General features: G+C 40.7%; 13 protein-coding genes. 7 read left to right on the forward strand and 6 right to left on the reverse strand.

What is annotated here, in order from left to right:
* Nucleotides 1-17: 17 nt before the first annotated feature.
* Nucleotides 18-2,732 carry a TonB-dependent receptor plug domain-containing protein gene (locus J8M00_RS02455; RefSeq protein WP_211008778.1) on the forward strand — a complete coding sequence of 905 codons (2,715 nt, stop codon included), beginning with the start codon at nucleotides 18-20 and terminating at the stop codon, nucleotides 2,730-2,732.
* Between the two features lie 674 nt (nucleotides 2,733-3,406).
* Complete coding sequence (asd, locus tag J8M00_RS02460) at nucleotides 3,407-4,516, forward strand: aspartate-semialdehyde dehydrogenase (RefSeq protein WP_211008779.1); 1,110 nt, start codon at nucleotides 3,407-3,409, stop codon at nucleotides 4,514-4,516.
* A 44-nt stretch (nucleotides 4,517-4,560) separates the two neighbouring features.
* Here the strand turns inward: asd and J8M00_RS02465 are convergent, their stop codons facing one another.
* The 4 genes from J8M00_RS02465 to J8M00_RS02480 all read right to left on the reverse strand — a co-directional run bounded on the left by J8M00_RS02465 (nucleotide 4,561) and on the right by J8M00_RS02480 (nucleotide 7,458).
* Complete coding sequence (locus J8M00_RS02465; RefSeq protein WP_211008780.1) at nucleotides 4,561-4,986, reverse strand: hypothetical protein; 426 nt, start codon at nucleotides 4,984-4,986, stop codon at nucleotides 4,561-4,563.
* 307 nt (nucleotides 4,987-5,293) lie between these two features.
* Complete coding sequence (locus J8M00_RS02470; protein WP_211008781.1) at nucleotides 5,294-6,181, reverse strand: sterol desaturase family protein; 888 nt, start codon at nucleotides 6,179-6,181, stop codon at nucleotides 5,294-5,296.
* A gap of 9 nt (nucleotides 6,182-6,190) precedes the next feature.
* Complete coding sequence (locus J8M00_RS02475) at nucleotides 6,191-6,787, reverse strand: GyrI-like domain-containing protein (protein ID WP_211008782.1); 597 nt, start codon at nucleotides 6,785-6,787, stop codon at nucleotides 6,191-6,193.
* 86 nt (nucleotides 6,788-6,873) lie between these two features.
* Nucleotides 6,874-7,458, reverse strand: a complete 585-nt coding sequence (locus J8M00_RS02480) for a TetR/AcrR family transcriptional regulator (RefSeq protein ID WP_211008783.1) — start codon at nucleotides 7,456-7,458, stop codon at nucleotides 6,874-6,876.
* A 125-nt stretch (nucleotides 7,459-7,583) separates the two neighbouring features.
* Between J8M00_RS02480 and J8M00_RS02485 the strand changes: the two genes are divergently transcribed.
* The 3 genes from J8M00_RS02485 to J8M00_RS02495 all read left to right on the forward strand — a co-directional run bounded on the left by J8M00_RS02485 (nucleotide 7,584) and on the right by J8M00_RS02495 (nucleotide 14,730).
* Nucleotides 7,584-10,715, forward strand: a complete 3,132-nt coding sequence (locus J8M00_RS02485) for a YncE family protein (RefSeq protein WP_211008784.1) — start codon at nucleotides 7,584-7,586, stop codon at nucleotides 10,713-10,715.
* Nucleotides 10,716-10,793: 78 nt separating this feature from the next.
* A complete protein-coding gene (locus J8M00_RS02490; RefSeq protein WP_211008785.1) occupies nucleotides 10,794-11,978 on the forward strand; it encodes an aromatic ring-hydroxylating oxygenase subunit alpha in 1,185 nt (394 codons plus the stop codon).
* Nucleotides 11,979-12,651: 673 nt separating this feature from the next.
* Complete coding sequence (locus J8M00_RS02495) at nucleotides 12,652-14,730, forward strand: carbohydrate binding domain-containing protein (RefSeq protein ID WP_211008786.1); 2,079 nt, start codon at nucleotides 12,652-12,654, stop codon at nucleotides 14,728-14,730.
* A gap of 338 nt (nucleotides 14,731-15,068) precedes the next feature.
* Here the strand turns inward: J8M00_RS02495 and J8M00_RS02500 are convergent, their stop codons facing one another.
* Together J8M00_RS02500 and J8M00_RS02505 are read right to left on the reverse strand one after the other, a co-directional pair.
* On the reverse strand, nucleotides 15,069-16,238 hold the full coding sequence (locus J8M00_RS02500; RefSeq protein ID WP_211008787.1) for a flavin monoamine oxidase family protein: 1,170 nt from the start codon (nucleotides 16,236-16,238) through the stop codon (nucleotides 15,069-15,071).
* A 686-nt stretch (nucleotides 16,239-16,924) separates the two neighbouring features.
* Nucleotides 16,925-18,160 carry a tetratricopeptide repeat protein gene (locus J8M00_RS02505; RefSeq protein WP_211008788.1) on the reverse strand — a complete coding sequence of 412 codons (1,236 nt, stop codon included), beginning with the start codon at nucleotides 18,158-18,160 and terminating at the stop codon, nucleotides 16,925-16,927.
* Nucleotides 18,161-18,776: 616 nt separating this feature from the next.
* On the opposite strand from J8M00_RS02505, the gene J8M00_RS02510 reads away from it, so the two are divergent.
* Together J8M00_RS02510 and J8M00_RS02515 are read left to right on the forward strand one after the other, a co-directional pair.
* On the forward strand, nucleotides 18,777-19,049 hold the full coding sequence (locus tag J8M00_RS02510) for a hypothetical protein (RefSeq protein ID WP_211008789.1): 273 nt from the start codon (nucleotides 18,777-18,779) through the stop codon (nucleotides 19,047-19,049).
* A complete protein-coding gene (locus J8M00_RS02515) occupies nucleotides 19,042-20,019 on the forward strand; it encodes a hypothetical protein (RefSeq protein ID WP_211008790.1) in 978 nt (325 codons plus the stop codon). Before J8M00_RS02510 ends, J8M00_RS02515 begins: the two co-directional genes overlap by 8 nt.
* The last annotated feature ends 449 nt before the right edge of the window (nucleotides 20,020-20,468 follow it).

Below are 20,468 nucleotides of genomic sequence, written 5' to 3' on the forward strand. Positions count from 1 at the left end.
GTTTAGAGGAATTACAAATGAAACCAATCAAAGTGTTCAAAACAAATTTGATAACGATTTCTTTGCTTTCTCTGTTAAGTCCTTTGTCTACGCATGTAATGGCAGAAGAGACAGCCCAAGAAATAGAAGAAGTTGTTGCAGTAGGTAGCCGCCTTAAAGGCAGCGCGAGTGCGGTAATCGAAGAGCGTAAAAATCAAGCATTTGTTGCAGATATCATGGGCTCTGAGCAGATCTCTCGTACTGGCGATAGTGATGCAGCGTCTGCGCTACGTCGTGTGACTGGCTTGAGTTTGGTAAATGATAAGTTCATTTATGTTCGAGGCCTCGGTGAACGATACTCTAGCGTGAGACTTAATGGCGCTCAAGTGCCAAGTCCAGACTTAACTCGTAATGTCATTCCGCTTGATATATTCCCATCAAGCATCATCGAATCTTTGGCAGTGCAAAAAGCCTATTCACCAAATATGCCTGCGGCATTTGGTGGTGGTGATGTAAACATCAGAACAAAAAGCATCCCGAACGATCGTGTTATAAAGCTAGAAATTGGTGTGACACACAAAGATACCAATGATCATGGCTTTGTTTATAACGGTAGTGATGATGACTGGTTAGGTGAAGATGATGGTTTGCGTGCAATGCCTGCAACGATGACATCGGCACTGAACAAATATATCAATGGTATCTCAGATATTTCGGTTCTGAATATCCGTGATATTGAGTCTAAAGAGCGTGGTGAAGCTGTTTCTCAGGAAGAGGCCGTAGCAATTAACAAGTCACTTACTAAATCACTTCATCGTGATTTTGGTATGGTCGAAAAAGATTTGGACCCAGATTTTGGCGGTAAGCTTGTTTACGGTGACAAATTTGACGATGTATTTGGGCTAGGTGGTGCGTTAGGCTTTTTATTCTCTGCGGCATACGACCATGAGTGGTCGCATAGCAAAGGATACTCAGCTGTATTATCTTCAGTAGAAGTTAACCCTGATGACTGCTCAAAGTCTGATTTGGAGTGTTACTCTGCAAGAACAGATAAAGAGTCAACGAAGAAAAATGTTAAGTTAAATACTTCTTTGAACCTTGGCTACAAATTGGATGGTCATGACTTAAACGCATCTTATATGAAGCTAAGAGATACTGAAGATGAAGCTGCTGTGTCTCTATACCAAGAGCCATCTAAGTCTCTAAGTATCGCGGATGGCGAAGTTCAACGTAAAAACCTTACGTCTTTTGAGCAGCGTGAGCTAGAAGTAATTCAATTCCGTGGTAATCACAACATTGAATATGACTTTATCAAGGGTGTTGGTTTCGACTGGCAATATACAGATTCAACCGCTACGACTGATATTCCGAGTGAGTTAGAGATCACAGCGCGTGATCGCTACACTGGCGGGACTTATACTGACACATACACAAGTGGTGCATTAGGGGGCGACCCTTTCTTATACCGCTTTGTTGATATGGAAGATAAGGTTGAAAACTATAGCTGGAATCTTTCTAAGGTCTTCTACTTCGATTCTTCTGAAGTAGAGCTCAAAGGTGGTGGTTATTTCGTTGACAAGACACGTGAATACAAAACTGACTTCTTCAAGTATCGTTTTGGACCGAGTGAAAATATCACGCTCGCCACAAATAAAAATGAAGCCTTAGGTATCGGCAGTATTTTCAGAGATGATAGCCGTGTAGACGATACTGATGTTGAACTCCTATTCCAAGAACCAATTGCAGATGATTACCTTGCGGCGCAAAAAATCGATGCTTATTACGGTAGCTTTGATTATGTGTATGCAAATGACTGGCGATTCTCAGGCGGTTTGAGATATGAAGACTTTAGACAAGTCGCGCTGGCTTTCTCACGATCTACTTTTGATGCTGAATTACTGAAAGACAAGTTAAGCGGCGAAGCAATTCAAAAGTCGACAGTAATGGAAGACGAGACGTTTGGTTCACTATCCATGACGTATAGCCAACCTACGTACCAAGTACGTGCAGGCTGGGGTCAAACAATCGTTCGTCCTGATTTACGTGAGCTGACACCTGTTCAATATCAAGATCCACTGACTGACTACAGAACATTAGGTAACCCAAGGCTGGAATCGAGCCACTTAGATAACTTTGACTTGCGCGTTGAGTTTTACTTTGAAAGCGGTGATAACTTCTCTGTTGGCGCATTCTACAAAGACATTGACAAGCCAATCGAAGCACAGCTAAATGAGTCGGATGGTCGATTCACTCTTGAGTTTGAAAATGCTGACTCAGCCTATGTTTACGGCTTGGAAGCAGAGTGGCTGGTGGAGTTGTCGTCTGACTTCTTAGGTGGCGCATTCTTCACTTCAGGTAACTTAACAGTGAGTGACTCTGAAGTTGAAATTCTAGAGCTTGATAGCGGTGATTTGACAAACCTGAAGCGTCGTATGACTGGTCACTCTAAATATGTAGCTAACTTGCAGTTGAACTATGACTCTCATGATGGCAACCATCAGGGCTCGGTGATTTACAACGTCTTTGGTGACCGTATCTTAGCGGCAGGTGTTAATGGTTTTGACGATGCTTACGAGCAACCGATCAATTCTTTAGACTTGGTGTATAGTTACTACCCAACTTTCAGTACAACTGTAACCTTTAAAGTTAAGAACCTATTGGGTCAAGACTTTGAAGTAGAGCAAAACGATGTGCTTATCCGTTCAAAGGAAACTGCGCAACAAGTTAGCTTAGACTTTGCGATAGAATTTTAATATTAAATACTGTTCAAAAAAAGGCCGCCTTTAAGGCGGCCTTTTTATTTTTGCGATTAACTTAATAATTATAAATATTATTTAGTATAATTATTTTAATCTCTCCTAAATATGTACCCATTTAAATCGTCTTCATTTTAACTTGGAATATTATCTATAAAATTTAATAACTTTCATGTGAGAAATATTACATTTACGTAAAGGTAAACATATATTAAATTTAGATTTTTTTTATAACCTAGATCAATATTTAGAATGATTTTTACTTGAAAATAGTACTAAAGTGACTCATAATAGCTAACACAAAAAGGTTATCGCATATCCTTACCACATTCAGGTATTTTGTTTACATAAAATAAACATATTACCAAAACAGAGTTCTAGTTTGATGCATAGCATCAAGCTTGGACGCAACCTTTACATGTTGTATCCAAACCCCGCATCGCGGGGTTTTTTTATGCTTTCTGACTGCTTTCACCACGTGATATCGACAGCTCTTTGACTGTAAAACAGTGTTACGCTCGTTCCGCCAAAAACTTCTATATCTTCGTTACATGAGTAATTCGCTTAACGACTAAAAAAGTACTAGAGATGGCAAGTTAATTTTGATAGGTTAGACGTCTAGACGTACCCCTCACGCAATGAGTCATTTAAAATTAAATAAGGGTAATGTAATGAACAATGTTGGATTTATCGGCTGGCGCGGTATGGTTGGTTCAGTATTAATGGAGCGTATGCAACAAGAAGGTGACTTTGCTCATCTTGACGCGCATTTTTTTACTACATCTCAGGCGGGCCAGCTAGGACCTGACTTTGCTGGTGAAGCCAAACCACTTAATAATGCTTATGATCTGCCTTCTCTAAAGAAGATGGACATTATTGTTTCATGCCAGGGTGGTGACTATACCAAAGAAGTTTATCAGCCTTTGCGTGATGCTGGTTGGCAAGGATACTGGATTGACGCTGCTTCTGCACTGCGTATGTCCAGTGATAGTATTATTGTTTTAGATCCTGTCAATAATGATGTTATTCAGCAGGGTCTAGAGCAGGGTGTTAAAACGTTTGTAGGCGGAAATTGCACCGTTTCTTTGATGTTACTAGCGCTTGGAGGGCTATTTGAAAAAGATCTCATCGAGTGGATAAGCCCGATGACCTATCAGGCTGCATCAGGTGCTGGAGCGCGTAATATGAGAGAGCTCATCACACAAATGGGTGAGATCCACGGTAGCGTAAAATCTCAGCTAGAAAGCCCTTCATCAGCGATTCTGGAAATAGACAAAATTGTAGCAGACAAACTCAAAGATAATGAATTACCAAAAGACCAATTTGGCGTGCCACTAGCTGGCAGTTTGATCCCTTGGATTGATGTTCCAATGGAATCAGGCCAAAGTAAAGAAGAGTGGAAAGCAGAGGTTGAGGCCAATAAAATTTTAGGGTCAATCAAGCAACCTATACCGGTGGATGGCCTTTGTGTCAGGGTAGGCGCAATGCGCTGTCATTCTCAGGCGCTAACCATCAAACTTCGTGAGGACATTGAGGTTAGCGAGATTGAAAGAATTCTCGATGAACACAATGAGTGGGTAAAAGTTATTCCTAATGAAAGAGGTATAACTGAGCAGGAGCTGACTCCTGTGAAAGTCACTGGATCTTTGCATATTCCAATTGGCAGGATCAGAAAGTTGTCTATGGGCGATAAATACATCAGCGCATTCACTGTGGGCGACCAGTTACTATGGGGAGCAGCCGAGCCGTTGAGACGCATGCTCAGAATCATCACAGGTTAGCAGCTAAAAGTGCCTAGCATTTCACTCTAGGCACTATTCTTTTATTAAAAGTGGAATTCATGCACACTATAGGTGTGATCTACGCCATTACAATCAGTTGCGATTGCAGTTGTCGGGCGAAAGCTACTATCTAAAAACCATTTAGCCTTCATTTTTGAACCATCTGGGCAAGTTGCCCCTTCTGTATGTGCGACTCTTTTTCCAGCTGATACACCAGCCGGGACATTTTTATTCCAGTAAATTCGAACTTCTGAATGTGGTGGAATATCAGGCACAAACTTGTAATAGACTTTCATAGGGTAGCGACGTGTGACAATATCACCGCAAGAGCTAGATTCACATTTAAGATAAACAAAGTTGTAGGAGTACTTGAGTACGCCATCACTACTTTGTGTATCTTGTTCATTTGCCATGGCAAAGTTGCCTGTAAAGCCGGCGACTAAAAGTCCAGCTAAAATAACGCTTTTCATAATTTATCCTTTTATGTATACCAATTTTAACTAAGGTTTGCTTAAACCTACTTATCTATAGCATCAAAATGGGTAAATAAGCACCCTAAAATGGTTACGATTTGTTTACACTGAAACGGTTTTGAAACAAGTGTGACTGTCAGCGGATAGATGCCGGTAATTGGCTCTTGAATCCAAGGAAAAAGAATGACTCAGACAATCATCTTTTTGATCTGTTTGGCCAGTGGTAGGAGGTCGTACTTTGGAGAAATGGCCTAGGAGTCAACTAAATTCGACTACGCCGAGGCCAGCATCTAAGGATTAAAAGCTATTTATTTTTGTTTTCTTGTTGCCAAGCCCAAAGTGGTGGCTTGATGAGTAAGTTCCATCGATAACGCCAATTAGGGGCGTGCCACATTTGACGCACAAGCTTTACATACCCACTAAAAAACACAGTGACTGGGTTGATACTCTTAACTGCCGGATAGATCCCGTATTTCACTTTGACATCTTCCTTAGCAAAAGTACCAAACATGCGGTCCCAGACAATAAAAATACCTGCGTAGTTTTTATCTAAGTACTGCTTATTAGTTGCATGGTGTACGCGATGATGCGAGGGGGTATTGAAAATAGCTTCAATTGGACGAGGTAACTTTTTCACGGTCTCCGTATGCAACAAAGTCTGGTAAACCTGAACGACCACTTCCGCCAGAAAGATGATAAATGGATTGAAACCCAGAATAGCCAAGGGTAGGTGAAAGAATAACGGAAACAGCCAATCTAAAGGCCCATGACGGTACGCGACAGAAATATTAAAGTGCGGAGAGCTATGATGAACTGTGTGTGTGGCCCATGCAAATCCATTTTTGTGTAAAAAACGGTGCTCCCAGTAATATGCTAAGTCAGCCAATACGATACAACACAGTATTGTCCAAGGTGTTAACGGTAGTTCAACCAACTTAAAATTATCATAAACATAGAAAAAGACGCCTGCATACGTTGCCGCTACTAAAGCGACAATCAATACGAAGGTACCGAGTGTAATAAAGTTGGTGATACTGTCTCCAAGTAAATTGCGTGTAAATGTTTTTTTTAAGCCGTATCGAATGAGCTCAATGACAAAAAGTGACAGTGCAATTACCAAGAACCAGTCGTCAATAAAAGTTTCGAGCCACCAAATATCATCGGTTGAGAAGGAGTATGTTAAAAAGTCCATGATTTCCCCCTATTTGTAATTAACCATGAATTCAGAAGACACGGGGTGTCCACTGGCGTCCAAGTAGTGGATCTCTAGCACAGATTGTAAATTTTTGCGGTAATCTATTTTTTTCCATGCATCGGCTAATTCTTCGTTTGAGTGAGCAGCCTTTTGCAAGACCCTTTCATACCTTCCACCTTTAATGGTCGTTGACTGATTTGCGGAGCGAACGATATCTGACAGATAGCCTATTGATACATCCGCTTTTTGGTAGTCTTGGCTAAAGTTTTGGTAATAGACACTGATTTTTCTTGGGTATCGCAATAGATTTTTATTGAGTGCTTGTTGGTTTTCAAACGTCTCCCACAACTTTGCGATATGTTTGATTGCAATTTTTTGCTGTACGCCACTGATACTCATAGTGTTAATCCGTACACCCTTCACAGCCTCGGTTGTATTCGGGCGTGGATTGGATTGTTTTGTTGTGAGATTGGGTGCTTCAACCTGTACATCAGGTTTGTCGCTGTGCTCAGTTGCAGCCATTAGGGGGAACTGCATCATAGCTAACCCCCAAATACTTACGACCACCACTCCCGAGATTGCGAAAGAACTCATTAACTTCATTGATACTCCACATAGCATTTGATCATTAGATTGATATATAGGCTAGTAGCAGAGATTTAAATTGTCAATATGAAAATTAACTTCGTTTATTCGGTGTTAAGTGTCGTGCATAACAATTTGGAGCTATGTTTTAAGGTGTGGACTTGCTCTTTAAACTTGAGCGGGAGTAATGATTCGGCCATTAAATAATTAGCATATATACCATTGCTTACTAAGTTGATCTTGTCATCCCCAGCATTAGGGTAGTCCACTTTTAAGGCATCCGAGACGTGCTGGATAAACTCGGACATTATGTGTTGTTGGTCGTCTTTAATGGCATCAAGACGTTTGGCTTCTGCAAATAAGGCTTCGCCAATGATAGTCGCGTTGAGCTGCTCAGCAGATCCAACTGAGAATAGCGTTTCTATGAGTGCTTCCGAACGGCTATTGTTGGGCAGCCAGTCTATAACTTGCTGCCATTGAGCACTGTAGATACCCCGCCAGCGTTTGCTGAGTGCGCAAATTATGTCATCACGATTTCCGATATAGTGGCGCAAAATCGTTCTTTTTACGTTGGCGGTTTCCGCTATATTTTCTAAAGATGTTGCTTGCATACCTTGTTTTAAGATACACACCTCTAAGGCATCAAGAATCTCTTCAATTCTCTGTGCTGCCATGCTTGGGCGAGCCATATTAAACCTCTTCTATCACAGTGCTTGAATATGGATAATTTTAGCAAATATATTTTCACATTGACAATTTAAGGTTGTGCGATCTAATCTATAAATTGTCAATGTGAAAATATACGGGTGATAAAGTGGATAAAGTTAAAACCAAGAAGCTCATTGGAGTTTTATATTTGGTGCTGTTGGCTAGCTGTGGTAGCAATCCTGAAACAAATAATGAAAAGCCTCAGGGATCTGATATACCGGAGGCCATTGCTATGCCAGAGCCTATTGCTATGCCAGAACCTCCTGTAAAAGTAATGCCACCAAGTGCAAAGTCGGACTACATTGGTTTTGAGTCTGCACCAGTGAGGCCCATGGCGAAAACCTCTGACGGTAAAAAATTATTGCTGACCAATACTTCTAACCATACTCTAGAGATTTTTTCTATTGGAAAAGATGGGACGCTCTTATTGTCGCAAAGCGTGCATGTCGGATTAGAGCCAGTGTCTGTTGCAATTAGAAATAATCAGGCTTGGGTCTTAAATCACCTATCTGATTCAGTAAGTATTGTGGACTTGTCGCTTTCGCCAGCCCGTGTAATTCGAACCCTGCTTGTCGGTGACGAACCAAGAGATATTGTTTTTGCGAACAATAAAGCTTTTATTACCACAGCACATCGAGGCCAACAAAGGCGAAGCCCCGCGCTAGCGAAGGTAAAAGGTGCAGGAGATCCAAAGCTGCACACACCCGGTATAGGGCGCGCTGACGTCTGGATTTTCGACATTTATAATTTGGGGGATAATCTAGGGGGAACGCCTTTAGAAATTGTGTCTATGTTTGGAGACACGCTGAGGGGGCTTGCCGTATCTCAGGATGAGAAAACAGTATATGCCGCCGTACTAAACTCTGGAAATCAAACCACAGCAGTGCATGAAGCCGTTATGTGTTTGGGCTTTGAAGACGATCAATATGGTGCAGTACCTTGCCAAGTATTAGATGAGTTGAGTTCCCCTAAGGGGCTACCAGAGGGATACTTACCAGGCGGGAGAACTGCACCGGGCGTAAATGCAGACGGCGAATATCAGCCTTGGACGAGTATGATTGTGCAATATGACCGTGCATCAGGGCAATGGCAAGATAGCAAAGGGCGCAACTTTTCAAATGGAGTTCGTTTTCACCTGCCAGATCATGATGTATTTGCGCTTGATACACAGACCCATAGAACAATAGCAAGTTTCAAGCATGTGGGTACAACGCTATTTAATATTGCGGTTAGTCCGACCACCGGCGCATTGTTTGTATCCAATACAGACGCCAACAATGCAACTAGATTTGAAGGCTCAGGCAAGTTCACAGGATCTACGGTGCAAGGGAATATTGCAAAAAGCCGTATTACAGTTATAGATCCTTCGACTGGTAATGTTTTTGCTAGACACTTAAACAGACACATTAATTACAACGATTTAAAAGGGAATAAGTCGGTAAAGCATCATAGCTTATCGGCCCCTCTACAGCTTGAAGTGAGCAGCGATGGAAAGCTGCTTTACAGCGCTGTGTTAGGCTCAAATAAAGTTGCTGTATTGCCGACATCTGAATTGACCGACGATAGCTATTGGGACAATAAGGACCAAGAGTTCGACCCTAAAGAGGCGAGTGCACGTTATTTGTCAGTACAAGGGGGGCCTGCAGGAATATTACTCAATGAGCGGCATCAATCGTTGTATGTATTTACACGTTTCGATAACAGCCTCGTTCATATTAATTTATCAAATCGAAGTGAGTTGCAGCGTATTGCAATGCCCACACCTGAGCCCAAGGATTATATGGCAGGCAGGTCCATGCTCTACGATGCTAATCGTTCGTCGTCAAATGGTGAGTCTTCTTGTGCAAGCTGCCATATCTTTGGGGATACAGACCACTTAAGTTGGAATTTGGGCAATCCCGATGTAAGTAACATCAAGAATCCGCAACCATTCCCAACTCAAAATTTGTCAGAGCTAGGCTGTTTGTTAGTTGGTCCTGAAGAAGAAAGTTGTCAACTTCTGGAAATTATTAACGGCAATGGTGATGAACGTAGCTTCGCTTCTATGAAAGGGCCTATGGGGACACAAACATTAAGAGGGATGCAGCATCATGGGCATATGCATTGGCGCGGGGACCGTTCAGTTGGCTATTTTGGTGATGATACTGCGCAGACTTTGGATGAACGTATTTCTTTTAAAAACTTTATTGTTGCTTTTGAAGGCTTGTTGGGTCTGGATATAGCGCTTCCTGAATCAGTTGATGCAGACTTAAAGACCGCAGATGTAAGACAATTGGAGCAAGACATGGATAAATTTGCTGACTTTATGCTCAAAGTAGCCTTACCACCCAATCCGATTAGAAGCTTAGACAATGCTTTATCTTCCTCTGCGCACATTGGCGAGCAGTTTTTTCATGGCGCTAGGCGGTCAGATGGCGCAGCGCAAGATACGCCATTGAATGGCAATAATGCCGATGGAGTAAACTGCGAGGGGTGCCATGGTGTTGATCATGAAAAAGGGTTTTATGGCAGCCGCGGCGAGATCGCACACGGAGGAGAAATTCAAATATTAAAAGTACCCCAATTAAGAAACTTGTATACGCGTGTTGGTATGTTTGGCTTGCCTGACCGTGAAGGGTTTTTACCTTCTCACACGAAAAACCATCAAGGCGACCAAATAAGAGGTTTTGGCTTTTTACATGATGGTGCGACGGATCAGTTGCTAAACTTTCTCAAAGGAGGGGTATTCGATAATGGTGAGCAAGGTTGCCCCGACGGCGCAGATGAAAGATATGGATGTCATTTCAATGCTGGTGAGATAGGCATTCCTGACGAAACAACGCGACAGGGGTTAGTCGATTACATGATGGAATTTGATAACGATTTGGCCCCGGTTGTTGGACAACAAATTACACTGACTGAACATACACATGAGGTTGTCAAATCGAGGATCTTACTACTCGAGCAACGAGCAAGTACGCCTTTTGTTTCCAAGCTGTTGGGTGGAAAGGTCACCGAATGCGACTTGATTGTACTGGGCGTAGTCAATCACGAGCGGCGGGGCTACTTATTTGATCAAATAGAGCAAAACTACAGAAGTGATCGCGCATTTGAACGCCGTCTGACTTTGGCACAATTGATGAATCTGGGGGCGACAGCAGACAATAGCTTAACCTTTACTTGCACCGTTCCCGGTAAAGGTTGGCAAGCTGCATTAGACTACGACTTAGACGGCATATTAAACGGTGATGCAATTTAGGCTGTATTTTTGGGGTGAACAAGCTAAAGAGAGACAAATAGCATTTACGATCAGGTAAGTAGACTAGCAGGTAAAATTATGAGCAAATACAAAACGCAGCTTATTTCAGAGTATGAACAAATCGCACAGGCACCTATAGAGGAAGCCTACTCGCTGCCTTTTGCGGTATATAAAGACCAAGATATACATTCGCTTGAAATGGAGCATATATTTAAAAGCGAATGGGTATTCATTGTTAGCGAACAAGAGCTAAGCCAAACTGGGGACTATTTTGCATTTACACTCGCAGGCGAAGCGATCGTTTTGATCCGCAGCCAAGACGGCGCGGTTAGAGCGCTTTCAAATCTTTGCCGGCACAGAGGCACATTGTTGCTAGACGAAGGGTATGGTCGTGTCGATAAAAACATCGTTTGTCCTTATCATGCATGGACCTATTCAGATGAAGGCACGTTTAAAGGCGCACCCTTTACAGGAAAAGTGCAACTTGATAAAAAGGCACATTGCTTATTGCAATTTCATTTAGAAAGTTGGCATGGATTGCTGTTTATTCACCTTGGAACTCCTGATAAACCGCTCAGCAAACGTCTTCAGGGAATTGACGACTACTTGCATCATTTTAACCTACCTTCATTTACGCATGGCTACCGCTCACAAAGTCTGGAGCTATGGCATACAAACTGGAAGCTCGTGATGGAAAATGCCATGGAAAGTTACCACTTGTTTAAGGTGCATAAGGAAACACTAGAGACTGTTACACCAACTAAGCAAGCGTTTGATATTGCAGGGCACTTTGAGTGGACTTTGACTGGCGGGGAGATGAAAGATAACGCCAGTAAACTGGCTAAATGGTTTAGAGGAAGTTACCCAAAAGTGTTCGACAATTATGTGCTGATATCAATTCCACCTTCTTTTGTTGGGATCTTAACGTCTGAGAGCCTATCTTGGGTGCATGTGTTACCGCTAGACAGTGAGCAGTGTACTGTTCGATCTGCTGGGATTTCAAATGTTAAAACGAGCAGCGAAGATAAAACAGAAAAAGCGTTTGTAGACGCGTTTTTTGCTGAAGATAAAGATATTTGTGAGCGTGTACAAAAAGGAATGGGGTCAACTATTGCTCGAGGAGGAAAGTTAGTTTCAATGGAAAAAGTAATTGCTGACTTTCATCAATTTCTGGGAAACAGCTTATTCAATACGCCCACATGCGACTTTTACGAAGCGCCAAAAGCTAAGCTTTTTTTAAGTGACAGCGGAAATGAGGAGTAGTTTGTCTGAAAGTGCAGAACGCCTAGTGGGGAGCACGTAAAGTGCCCCTTCACTAAGGTGACGTGAGTTATAATGTTATGTCCGGTCATGCTTTTGTATATGTATAGACTCTATGTCAACAGCGCCCGGTGAGCACTTATTGGCAGGGCGTATCGACAGTAGGCGTTTAGCCCTTTAAAAACGTAATACATCATCAAACTTGTTATTCGTGGTCATTTTTAACACTGACATAAATATCCCCCATCAATGAAGTAACTAGCACTCTAAAATTCACAAAAAAACAACATTTTCAGGTGAGCTACATGCTTTTGCTCGCTTATTAATTGAGAAAAACGCTGTTAATTGATCGCTCTATACATATAAAACGGAACAGATTAAATCAGTGCCCAAAATGTGTACTTTTATTATTTCATTGCAAAATTTACCCAATATAGAAAATTTCAACGAGTTTAAGCCACCAAATACCAATTATATGCTTTAAGGTGTAATGAAATTTATACTAAATTTGGTGAAAGATACCAAGTCTTATATCTTGCAAAGAAGATTTAAATCACCAAATATAATTCGCACATTATTAAAATTTGTTCAAAACGTATCTGTCTTGCTACTTCTAAAATAATGACATTAGGGTAATATAACTGCCTAATTTATACTCAATTTAAAAGGATGATTTATGAATAAAGTGATAAGAATGACTTCCTTGTCTATTTTGCTGCTCGGTACATGTAATGTAAATGCAGAACACGCTCGAGGTGAGTGGATCGATAAGTTTGACCTAATAAGTGCTCAATATCAGGCACAATACCCAAATAGTTTTAGTCGTTCGAGCAGCCTAGCGTGGGCTGAAGCATATTATTTGGATGCACTCATTGAAATGTATTTGGGGACAAAAGATCCTAAGTACCTAGATACATTTACGCTACGTCTAGATATGGCGATAGCGCTTGCAAAAGATGATACAGGGATGGGAGTTGACGGGTTCAAAGGGTGGGGCGAATGGAAGTATTCCATCGATGCCATTCAAAATTTTAATGCAGAAATCGCAGATCAAGAAGACAGCTCTCTACCTGCTAATTGGGTCAGGTGGCAATCAACCGATGAAACTGCATACAGGAACACAACTGAAGCGGATAACGTTGATAAAAGTACTGCAGCCTTTACAATTAAAACGGCTCCTCAAACCAATCGTTGGCAAGTACTTCAAACACCTTTAAGAAACCCCCACAAACCCAATGAACACTTTGATCCAAACAGTAAGTATCAAATTAATTTCCATGCGAAGATAGAGAATTGTGATGCGGGCGTAAAAGGCCGGCTGCAAGTTTATGACTTTACCCAAAGAAAAGTACTTTTAGATAGGTTTATCGAGTCGCAATCATACCTATATCACACTGCTGATTTTGTCTCGCCTGAAAACCCCACAAACGACGTTCAAGTCAGACTTTATACTACAGATTATCGTAAAAATTGTACCGTGCATTTTGATAATATAAGCGTCAAGTCTTGGCGTGAGTACCTTGTTCACGATGGGATGATCACAGCACCAATGGCAAAATTTATAAAGTTGGCAAGGACAGGGCGCTTGGAACCTCGTTTTTCACAATTTGCCGATGAATATTACGATTTTTTAGTGACGCAAATTTTCCCTAAATGGCAAAAAGATTTACACGGTACGCTAAGTGGAAATTTAGTTTATTTATTCGCTGATGACTCATCTAGTAGAAAGCCTGGTCAGTCGTTACCACATAACCAATACCTTGCACTACAACGCACGTATGCAGAGTTGGCACAGATAGGAGGCCATGATCCTAATCATAAGTTTATGGCGCAAGAGTTAATTAAAGCATTTAAAAGTAGCTTAAAGCTCGGGCAATACCAATCGGGGTCTGGTTCAACAGCCAATAAGTATGAATGGAGCTACTGGAGTATAATGAGCGATAGAGACACAATAAATGACGGCTTGAACTGGACAGGCACTGAAGATACAAGCCATGGTAACTTAGATGTTGCTGCGGCTTTTAGCAGTTACTATGCAGGGGTTGGATTAAATAAAGAAGACATGACGTACTTTGCCAATACAGCAGACTTTATGATTTCTCACTGCGGCAACTTTAGTAAGCATGTAAACAAATGCTACGGCGACGAGTCTTTTACTTCTCTAAGGTGGTGGATGCAATTAGCAGAGTTTAAACCGAGTATTTATCACGACTCTGAAGTCAAATTAACGCAGGTATTCAATGCAATCCAAGGTGTAGGTCAGCGTTATTATATGGGGGCAATTGCACAACTTGTAAAAGGTTATCGGGTTTACGATCAACCATTTAATAACGTAGCTGCAAATGCATTGCCTGAAGGTTGGAGGCATTGGCAGTCAAATCCAGAGACTGTATTTTTAAGCTCTAATAGCGCGTTTAGTGGATCACAAGGTCTAACGATAAAAAACAGACCGACCTATGGCTGGCAAGTGGCGCAAAAGGTTTTCGATTATGAACCTGGGGCAACATATAGACTCGATACGATGGCGCGCGTATTCTCGGGAGATGCCAATGGTCGAGTTATGATTTATGACGCAACGAGCAAAAAATCAGTCGCCCAAGTGATTACAACAAGTAGAGATTGGTCGCCGATCTCTATGGAGTTTACTGTGCCAAATGTTTCTGGCCATAATTTACAGATCTATTTGTATTCAACAAAATGGCAAGTTGACAGTGAGATACACTTTGACGACTTGGAAATTTTCAGAATAAACTAAGTTACACTAGGTGGCGAGCTCATTGGGGCAAGCCACCCATAAACTGACTACAACTAAAAATATTCTGAAGCGCGTCAAGTACCTAAAGCCAATATAGGGCACTTAAATAAAAGATGATATCTTGATGGTAAATCAAATTTTTAGGCTAGGTTTTAGTAGATGTGGTGAGTAAGACTTCTATACGTTAAATATCCTATAATTTATATTATGTTAAATGGTGTTTTTATCTATATATCAAAGATAACACCTCTGCTTTTGTAGCGCTGTGTTCGCCATATTTCTGGTATGTCCAATACTAGGCAGTATCGGACTTAATGGAAGGTTCGTAACCCATAACATTATGATTTGAGTATATCTTTAACGGCACGTTTTGCTGAATACACAGCGGCATGAACTGAACCCCAGTCTTGACCATCAGTGTATGCATCACCAGCAAAAAACAAACGTTCATTAGTGCTTTCACCAAGCTTTTTTATTTGTCTCCAATCTTCATTGTTACGTACGTAAGCGCCAAATATGTGCGGTTCAGTATTCCAATTCTGGATTATATGCTTGACGTAATATGTTGATGCCTTGCCATCAAACAGCGCATCAAGTTCATCTAATATGTATTTAATTATCTCGTCTTCTTGTAAATCAACATAAGGAATTGAGGCTGCACCAACTGCAAATAATCCTAGTATATGATGTGTCGTGTTCTGACCATAAGCTGCATCATAATAGAGCTTCTCTCCATGTTCAGGTGGATTGACATTGAAGCCAATCAGCGCAGGATAAAACTTATCTGAAAACTCAATAAATGCTTTAAACCCACCCCAAACTTTAACTTTATCGATTGCATCTTGTTTAAGCTTGGGTAGTTCAGGTGTAAAATTAATCTCTCTTTGTTGAAGAATTTTTATCGGCGCTGTTACGATAACTCGGGACGCATAATGGGTGCTATCATGTGTTTCAACTATGACTTCATCAGTTGAATAATCGATACTTTTAACTTTTGAGCTATATACAATGTGTTTCTCAATAGATGGTGCAATGTATTGTTCAAAGAAGTCGAACCAGGTAGAGTTCACAAACTTACTGTCTTCGCTCATTTCCATTTCTTTGATGCTGATCTTTTCACCCTCGTATAATGCATAATCATTTTCGGGATCATACATTAGCGTATCTATATCAACATCTACTGAGTCATCATTAACAATTTCGTCTAGTATTTTTGGCTCTGCATGTATCCATTCGGCGCCCAAAGGAATTGGAAAATTTGAAAAGTCGCTTGTGCGCTTCATGCGTCCTCCATAATTTGAAGACGCCTCTAAAATTTTGATGCTAATCCCCTGCTGCTTCAGCAAGTAACCTGCAACTAGCCCAGCAGCACCAGCACCAATAATAATCACTGGCTTAGTGCTATCATTTTGAAAAATCTGCTTATTTGTGCAGGCATTCAGAAGTGGCTGTAGTGGCATGGTGATACCTAGCGCACGACAAACTTTTATAAATTCTCTTCTATTCATTTATTGTATTGTTTATGCAAGTTTGCTCTTCCACTATCGAATATTGTATAGGTTAAGACGCGGGAAACATAAACTCAAGGTTAGTTTGATGGTAATTTTTACTAATGAATTTACCTTTACAGTTGCGCCTCTATGCATCTGTATTCCTTTTGAAGTATTTTATTTCAGAGGCTGGCTTTTATATCAAACCAGATACTAAAAAGTTCGTAAATCAAGTCAAACACACTAAGGCTTAGCATACAGGTCAAGCGGGAGATAAAGTCTTACAGTCAATTATGTATTTGTCTAATCTCGATGGGTTAGAACCAATTAGTTTTGCATATACAGAAATGCAGAATGATGACTCAGACCTGCTCTGACAGCAGACGCATTCCAACCGTCGACTCTCAAAATTTCAAATCAATGGATAATGATATCGTTCAGTACGGAACGGCTAAATTAGTTGAGTTATTAGGCTGGATAAAGTAAATAAAGTTTTATTTAACATAAAATGGTGGCTGCTACTTTTTCGGCAGCTCATCTTTATTATCCCCACCTATTTGTACGGCGTTTTCAATGTTACTACCCGATATGCCCTGGCTAACGGATTTTTGCGGCTCACTGCGCCCTGACTTTTTGAATACAGCAACAAGTACCCCGATAATGCTCACCGACACTGAGTGAAGTAAACCATTCCATCATAATTATTATTCCTTTGTGTTCTCTAGTTCTGCTAGCGAGCTAGACACTTCCTCAATTTCAATCTTTGCACCCAATCGCTCGAATAATGCCAAGGCTTGTTTCAAATGTGTTTTTGCTTGATTGAGGTCGCCCCGTTGTTTATATAGAAGCCCGATATTGGCATACTGAATGGCCATGCCTTGTTTGCGTCCTAAAGATTCATTGACTTCAAGGCTCTTTTGGTAATATTCAAGCGCCTTATCCAGCTCGCTTTGTATATCGTAAACAGTTCCCATATTACCATACTGGCGCGCCAAGCTTTCTTTGCTTCCTAGAGATTCATTGACTTCAAGGCTCTTTTGGTAATATTCAAGTGCCTTATCCAACTCGCCTTGTGCTTGGTAAACAAGCCCCATATTGCCATACACACCAGCCATGACTTCTTTACGACCTAGAAACTCTTCAATTTCAAGGCTCTTTTGGTAATATTCAAGTGCCTTATCCAGCTCGCCTTGAATTTGGCAAACATTCCCTATACAGCAATACACACCAGCCATGCCTTCTTTATGACCTAGAGACTCATAGATTTCGAGGCCCTTTTGATAAAATTCAAGCGCCTTATTAAGCTCGCCTTTTATGCGATAAACGTTCCCAATATTGCCATACGATATAGATTTACCTTCATCATCACTAGTCTTTTCAGACAAGCTTAAAACATGTTGATAAGCTTGCAATGCACTGTTTAATTCGCCAATTCGCTTATAAATAAGGCCTGCCCGATTCCAAGCACTTATATGCTCAGGGTTTAATTGCGTCGCCCTGACAAAATCCTTCAGTGCTTGTGTAGACTCATGAAGATAAGTTAATGAACCACGCTGGTAATAATACTCGGCCTGTTTGAGAATGGTGTCTTCGTTATCATCAATCAGCTTTGACAGTAGCGCTTGTGCTTTATCGACGTCGCCACTATCTATAATTGCTTGCAATGCAGCATCAACATCGTTAGCTGGTAATTCGTTATTTTGTTTGCTTTGGCTTAAATTAGAGATGATGTCTAGATAGGTTTGAAGCTGCTGCTTGTATTCAGAAATCTCGATGTGCCTTTTATCTAATTCAGCTTTTAAAGCGTCGAATGCTTTCACTGCTATCGGGTCATTAATGACAACATCACCTGAATTGTTTCCAGCAATTTGAACCACAGTTGAGCCATCGGTTTGCACAGTCTGTATTATGTCATTGGATTTTTTAATCAGAGAGTTCATCAACGTTATATCCTTGTATTGCTTCACAATACAACTCTACTTAACTGGATACTAAAAGCAATGTAAACATGAAAGGTTTAATGCAGATATGAAATGGTAACCGAGGAAAGGTTTGAACTCACTTTGGGGTGTATAAAAAAATGTATTTTCATCCAAATTCAAAAGGCGCGTTAGAAGGAAGTTATATTACATAATAGCTCTGGTGTAAATTCCATTGATATAGGTCTTTTGTGAATATTAAAAGAAGCCTAACAGCTCTATTGTTGAGGGTAATATCATGAGTGCCGTACAACGGAGGAGCCAGTGTAAATTATGTTCCAATATTTAATCAAACTCCTATGTCCTCTTCACTGAACATGAGACATGTTTAATTAGAGTTCTTGTATCATTACCAATAGGAAACAGCGGTTCTACTCTAGTAACTACTTTGATTCCCTTCAATTTTTATGAATGAAAGCTAGATTTATAAATTATATTATGTTTGAATAATAATCAACCCGCTAGGTGCAGAAACGAAGCTCAGTGATATATGGGGGTCAATATATTAAAGATGAGAATTGTCAAATGTAACTATTGTTTATGTTTACTTCTACTATTCCTCCTCACTGGTTGCGCAGTGACATACGTTGATGAAAATGGTGACAAAAATATCATTGGTTTTGTCAACATCAAAACCAAGTCCGTTGAAGACCGTTTTTTGATTGGCGGAGAGACCGTAGATGTTACAAGCTTTGGAGTTATGTTTTTTAACTCATCTGAACAATCGTCAGTAACAATTGGCTACGGAAAGGAATCTAACACTTATCTTAAAGATAATGTCTTACTACTAAACGCATTGGACACAAATACGATGCAATGCCTCATCAACGAGGGAGTGAAGAATGAATAAAATTGTAATTGCCATGGTTCTTTGTGCAGTAATAGCCGGATGCTCATCTGTTGATAAAGCTGTATTTGTTACCAAAACATCAATTAGTGTGATTGATGTAGATTCTACACCATCAGAAGTCTCACTTGCATACGATCGTACAGAAGGTTTTATAGGCCCAAATTATGAAAATGGAAGCGTCCCTTCTGTTGTGGGATCTTTTAGCTCAGACGGTAAGATTATTAGCCCTAAAATAAAGCAGGTTTATGCTACTGGAGAAGCTGCAAATTTAGTAGTTGACGTCGGTACCCCTAAATATACACCGGTTGAGCAAGACAAACATAAAACTAATGGAAAAGATGATAAAAAAACTCTGTTCTTTGGTACCAGTACAAGCTTAGGGTTCAAGTTTGGAGTGCAAAATACGAATCCAACATTTTTACTTGGCTACAGAAGAAAAGAGGCCTCTTATATTCCACTTAGGAAAAATTCTGATGGTGAGGAAGTATATTCTTCCGTGCTAGCGAGTATCGACACGTCGATATCTAAATCAGATGGGGGCGAGTTTACGCATGGACAGTACTTTGCTACAGGTGTAGCAGCTAAGAAAATGGCATCTCAGGATATTGTGCAGAAAGCATTTAGAAAACGAGCAAAATCAGCATTAGAGCAATATGACGATGAAAACAGACGTCAGTCGGACTCTTTGTCTAAGTTGTCGTCATGTGCGTTAAGAATGACTAGTGTAGCTAACTGGAAAAGCATTGTGGATTCAGCTGCCGTAGCTGGACTCTTTAAGGATGCTGACGTGGTAGGGGTGGAGTTAAATGATTATGCTGGGGCCACAAAAGCGGAAAACCTTCTTGAACTTATCGCAATATACATTGATGAACTCAAAGTTGGTAAGGTTATAACCTCGAGCGAACACTCCCTACTCTTAGAAAAACACAGCTTGCATATATGCAAGCTTGCAGACGAGGAAGCGCAATGACCGATAAAGCAAATAAAGTACATACTGAAAACGTGCCCTGTGAACGCTGTAGACAGCGTACTGATGAAATTACTTCGGGAGGTCGTTATGAAGTGTTAAGTTGTACTAAGAAATCAGATAACCCTTGTATCTGTGAATTAAGGTATACGCGAAAGCGGAGAAGTTGATTAAAACTAAAACTCAGTAAGTTAATTTGTAGTAGTGTGGGCACGTCAAAATCACTAGGTACTACAACTTATACCGTCAGTATCACTGGGCAATCACACTTACTCAATTAATCACCATTTCCTATACTACTTGTTGGTTGTAATTCTCTAGTTTCTCAAACATCATCCAAAACACATTGCCTGCATGTATGTATTTACGTGAGGAGTGCTCATGTACTCTGATACAGAGATTGTTTGGTACCCTTGAAGGACTCTTTATATTTAGCGGGTCCAACAAAAATG

Origin of the sequence: Pseudoalteromonas luteoviolacea (genome assembly GCF_018100925.1) — a bacterium.
Taxonomy (GTDB): Bacteria; Pseudomonadota; Gammaproteobacteria; order Enterobacterales; family Alteromonadaceae; genus Pseudoalteromonas; species Pseudoalteromonas obscura.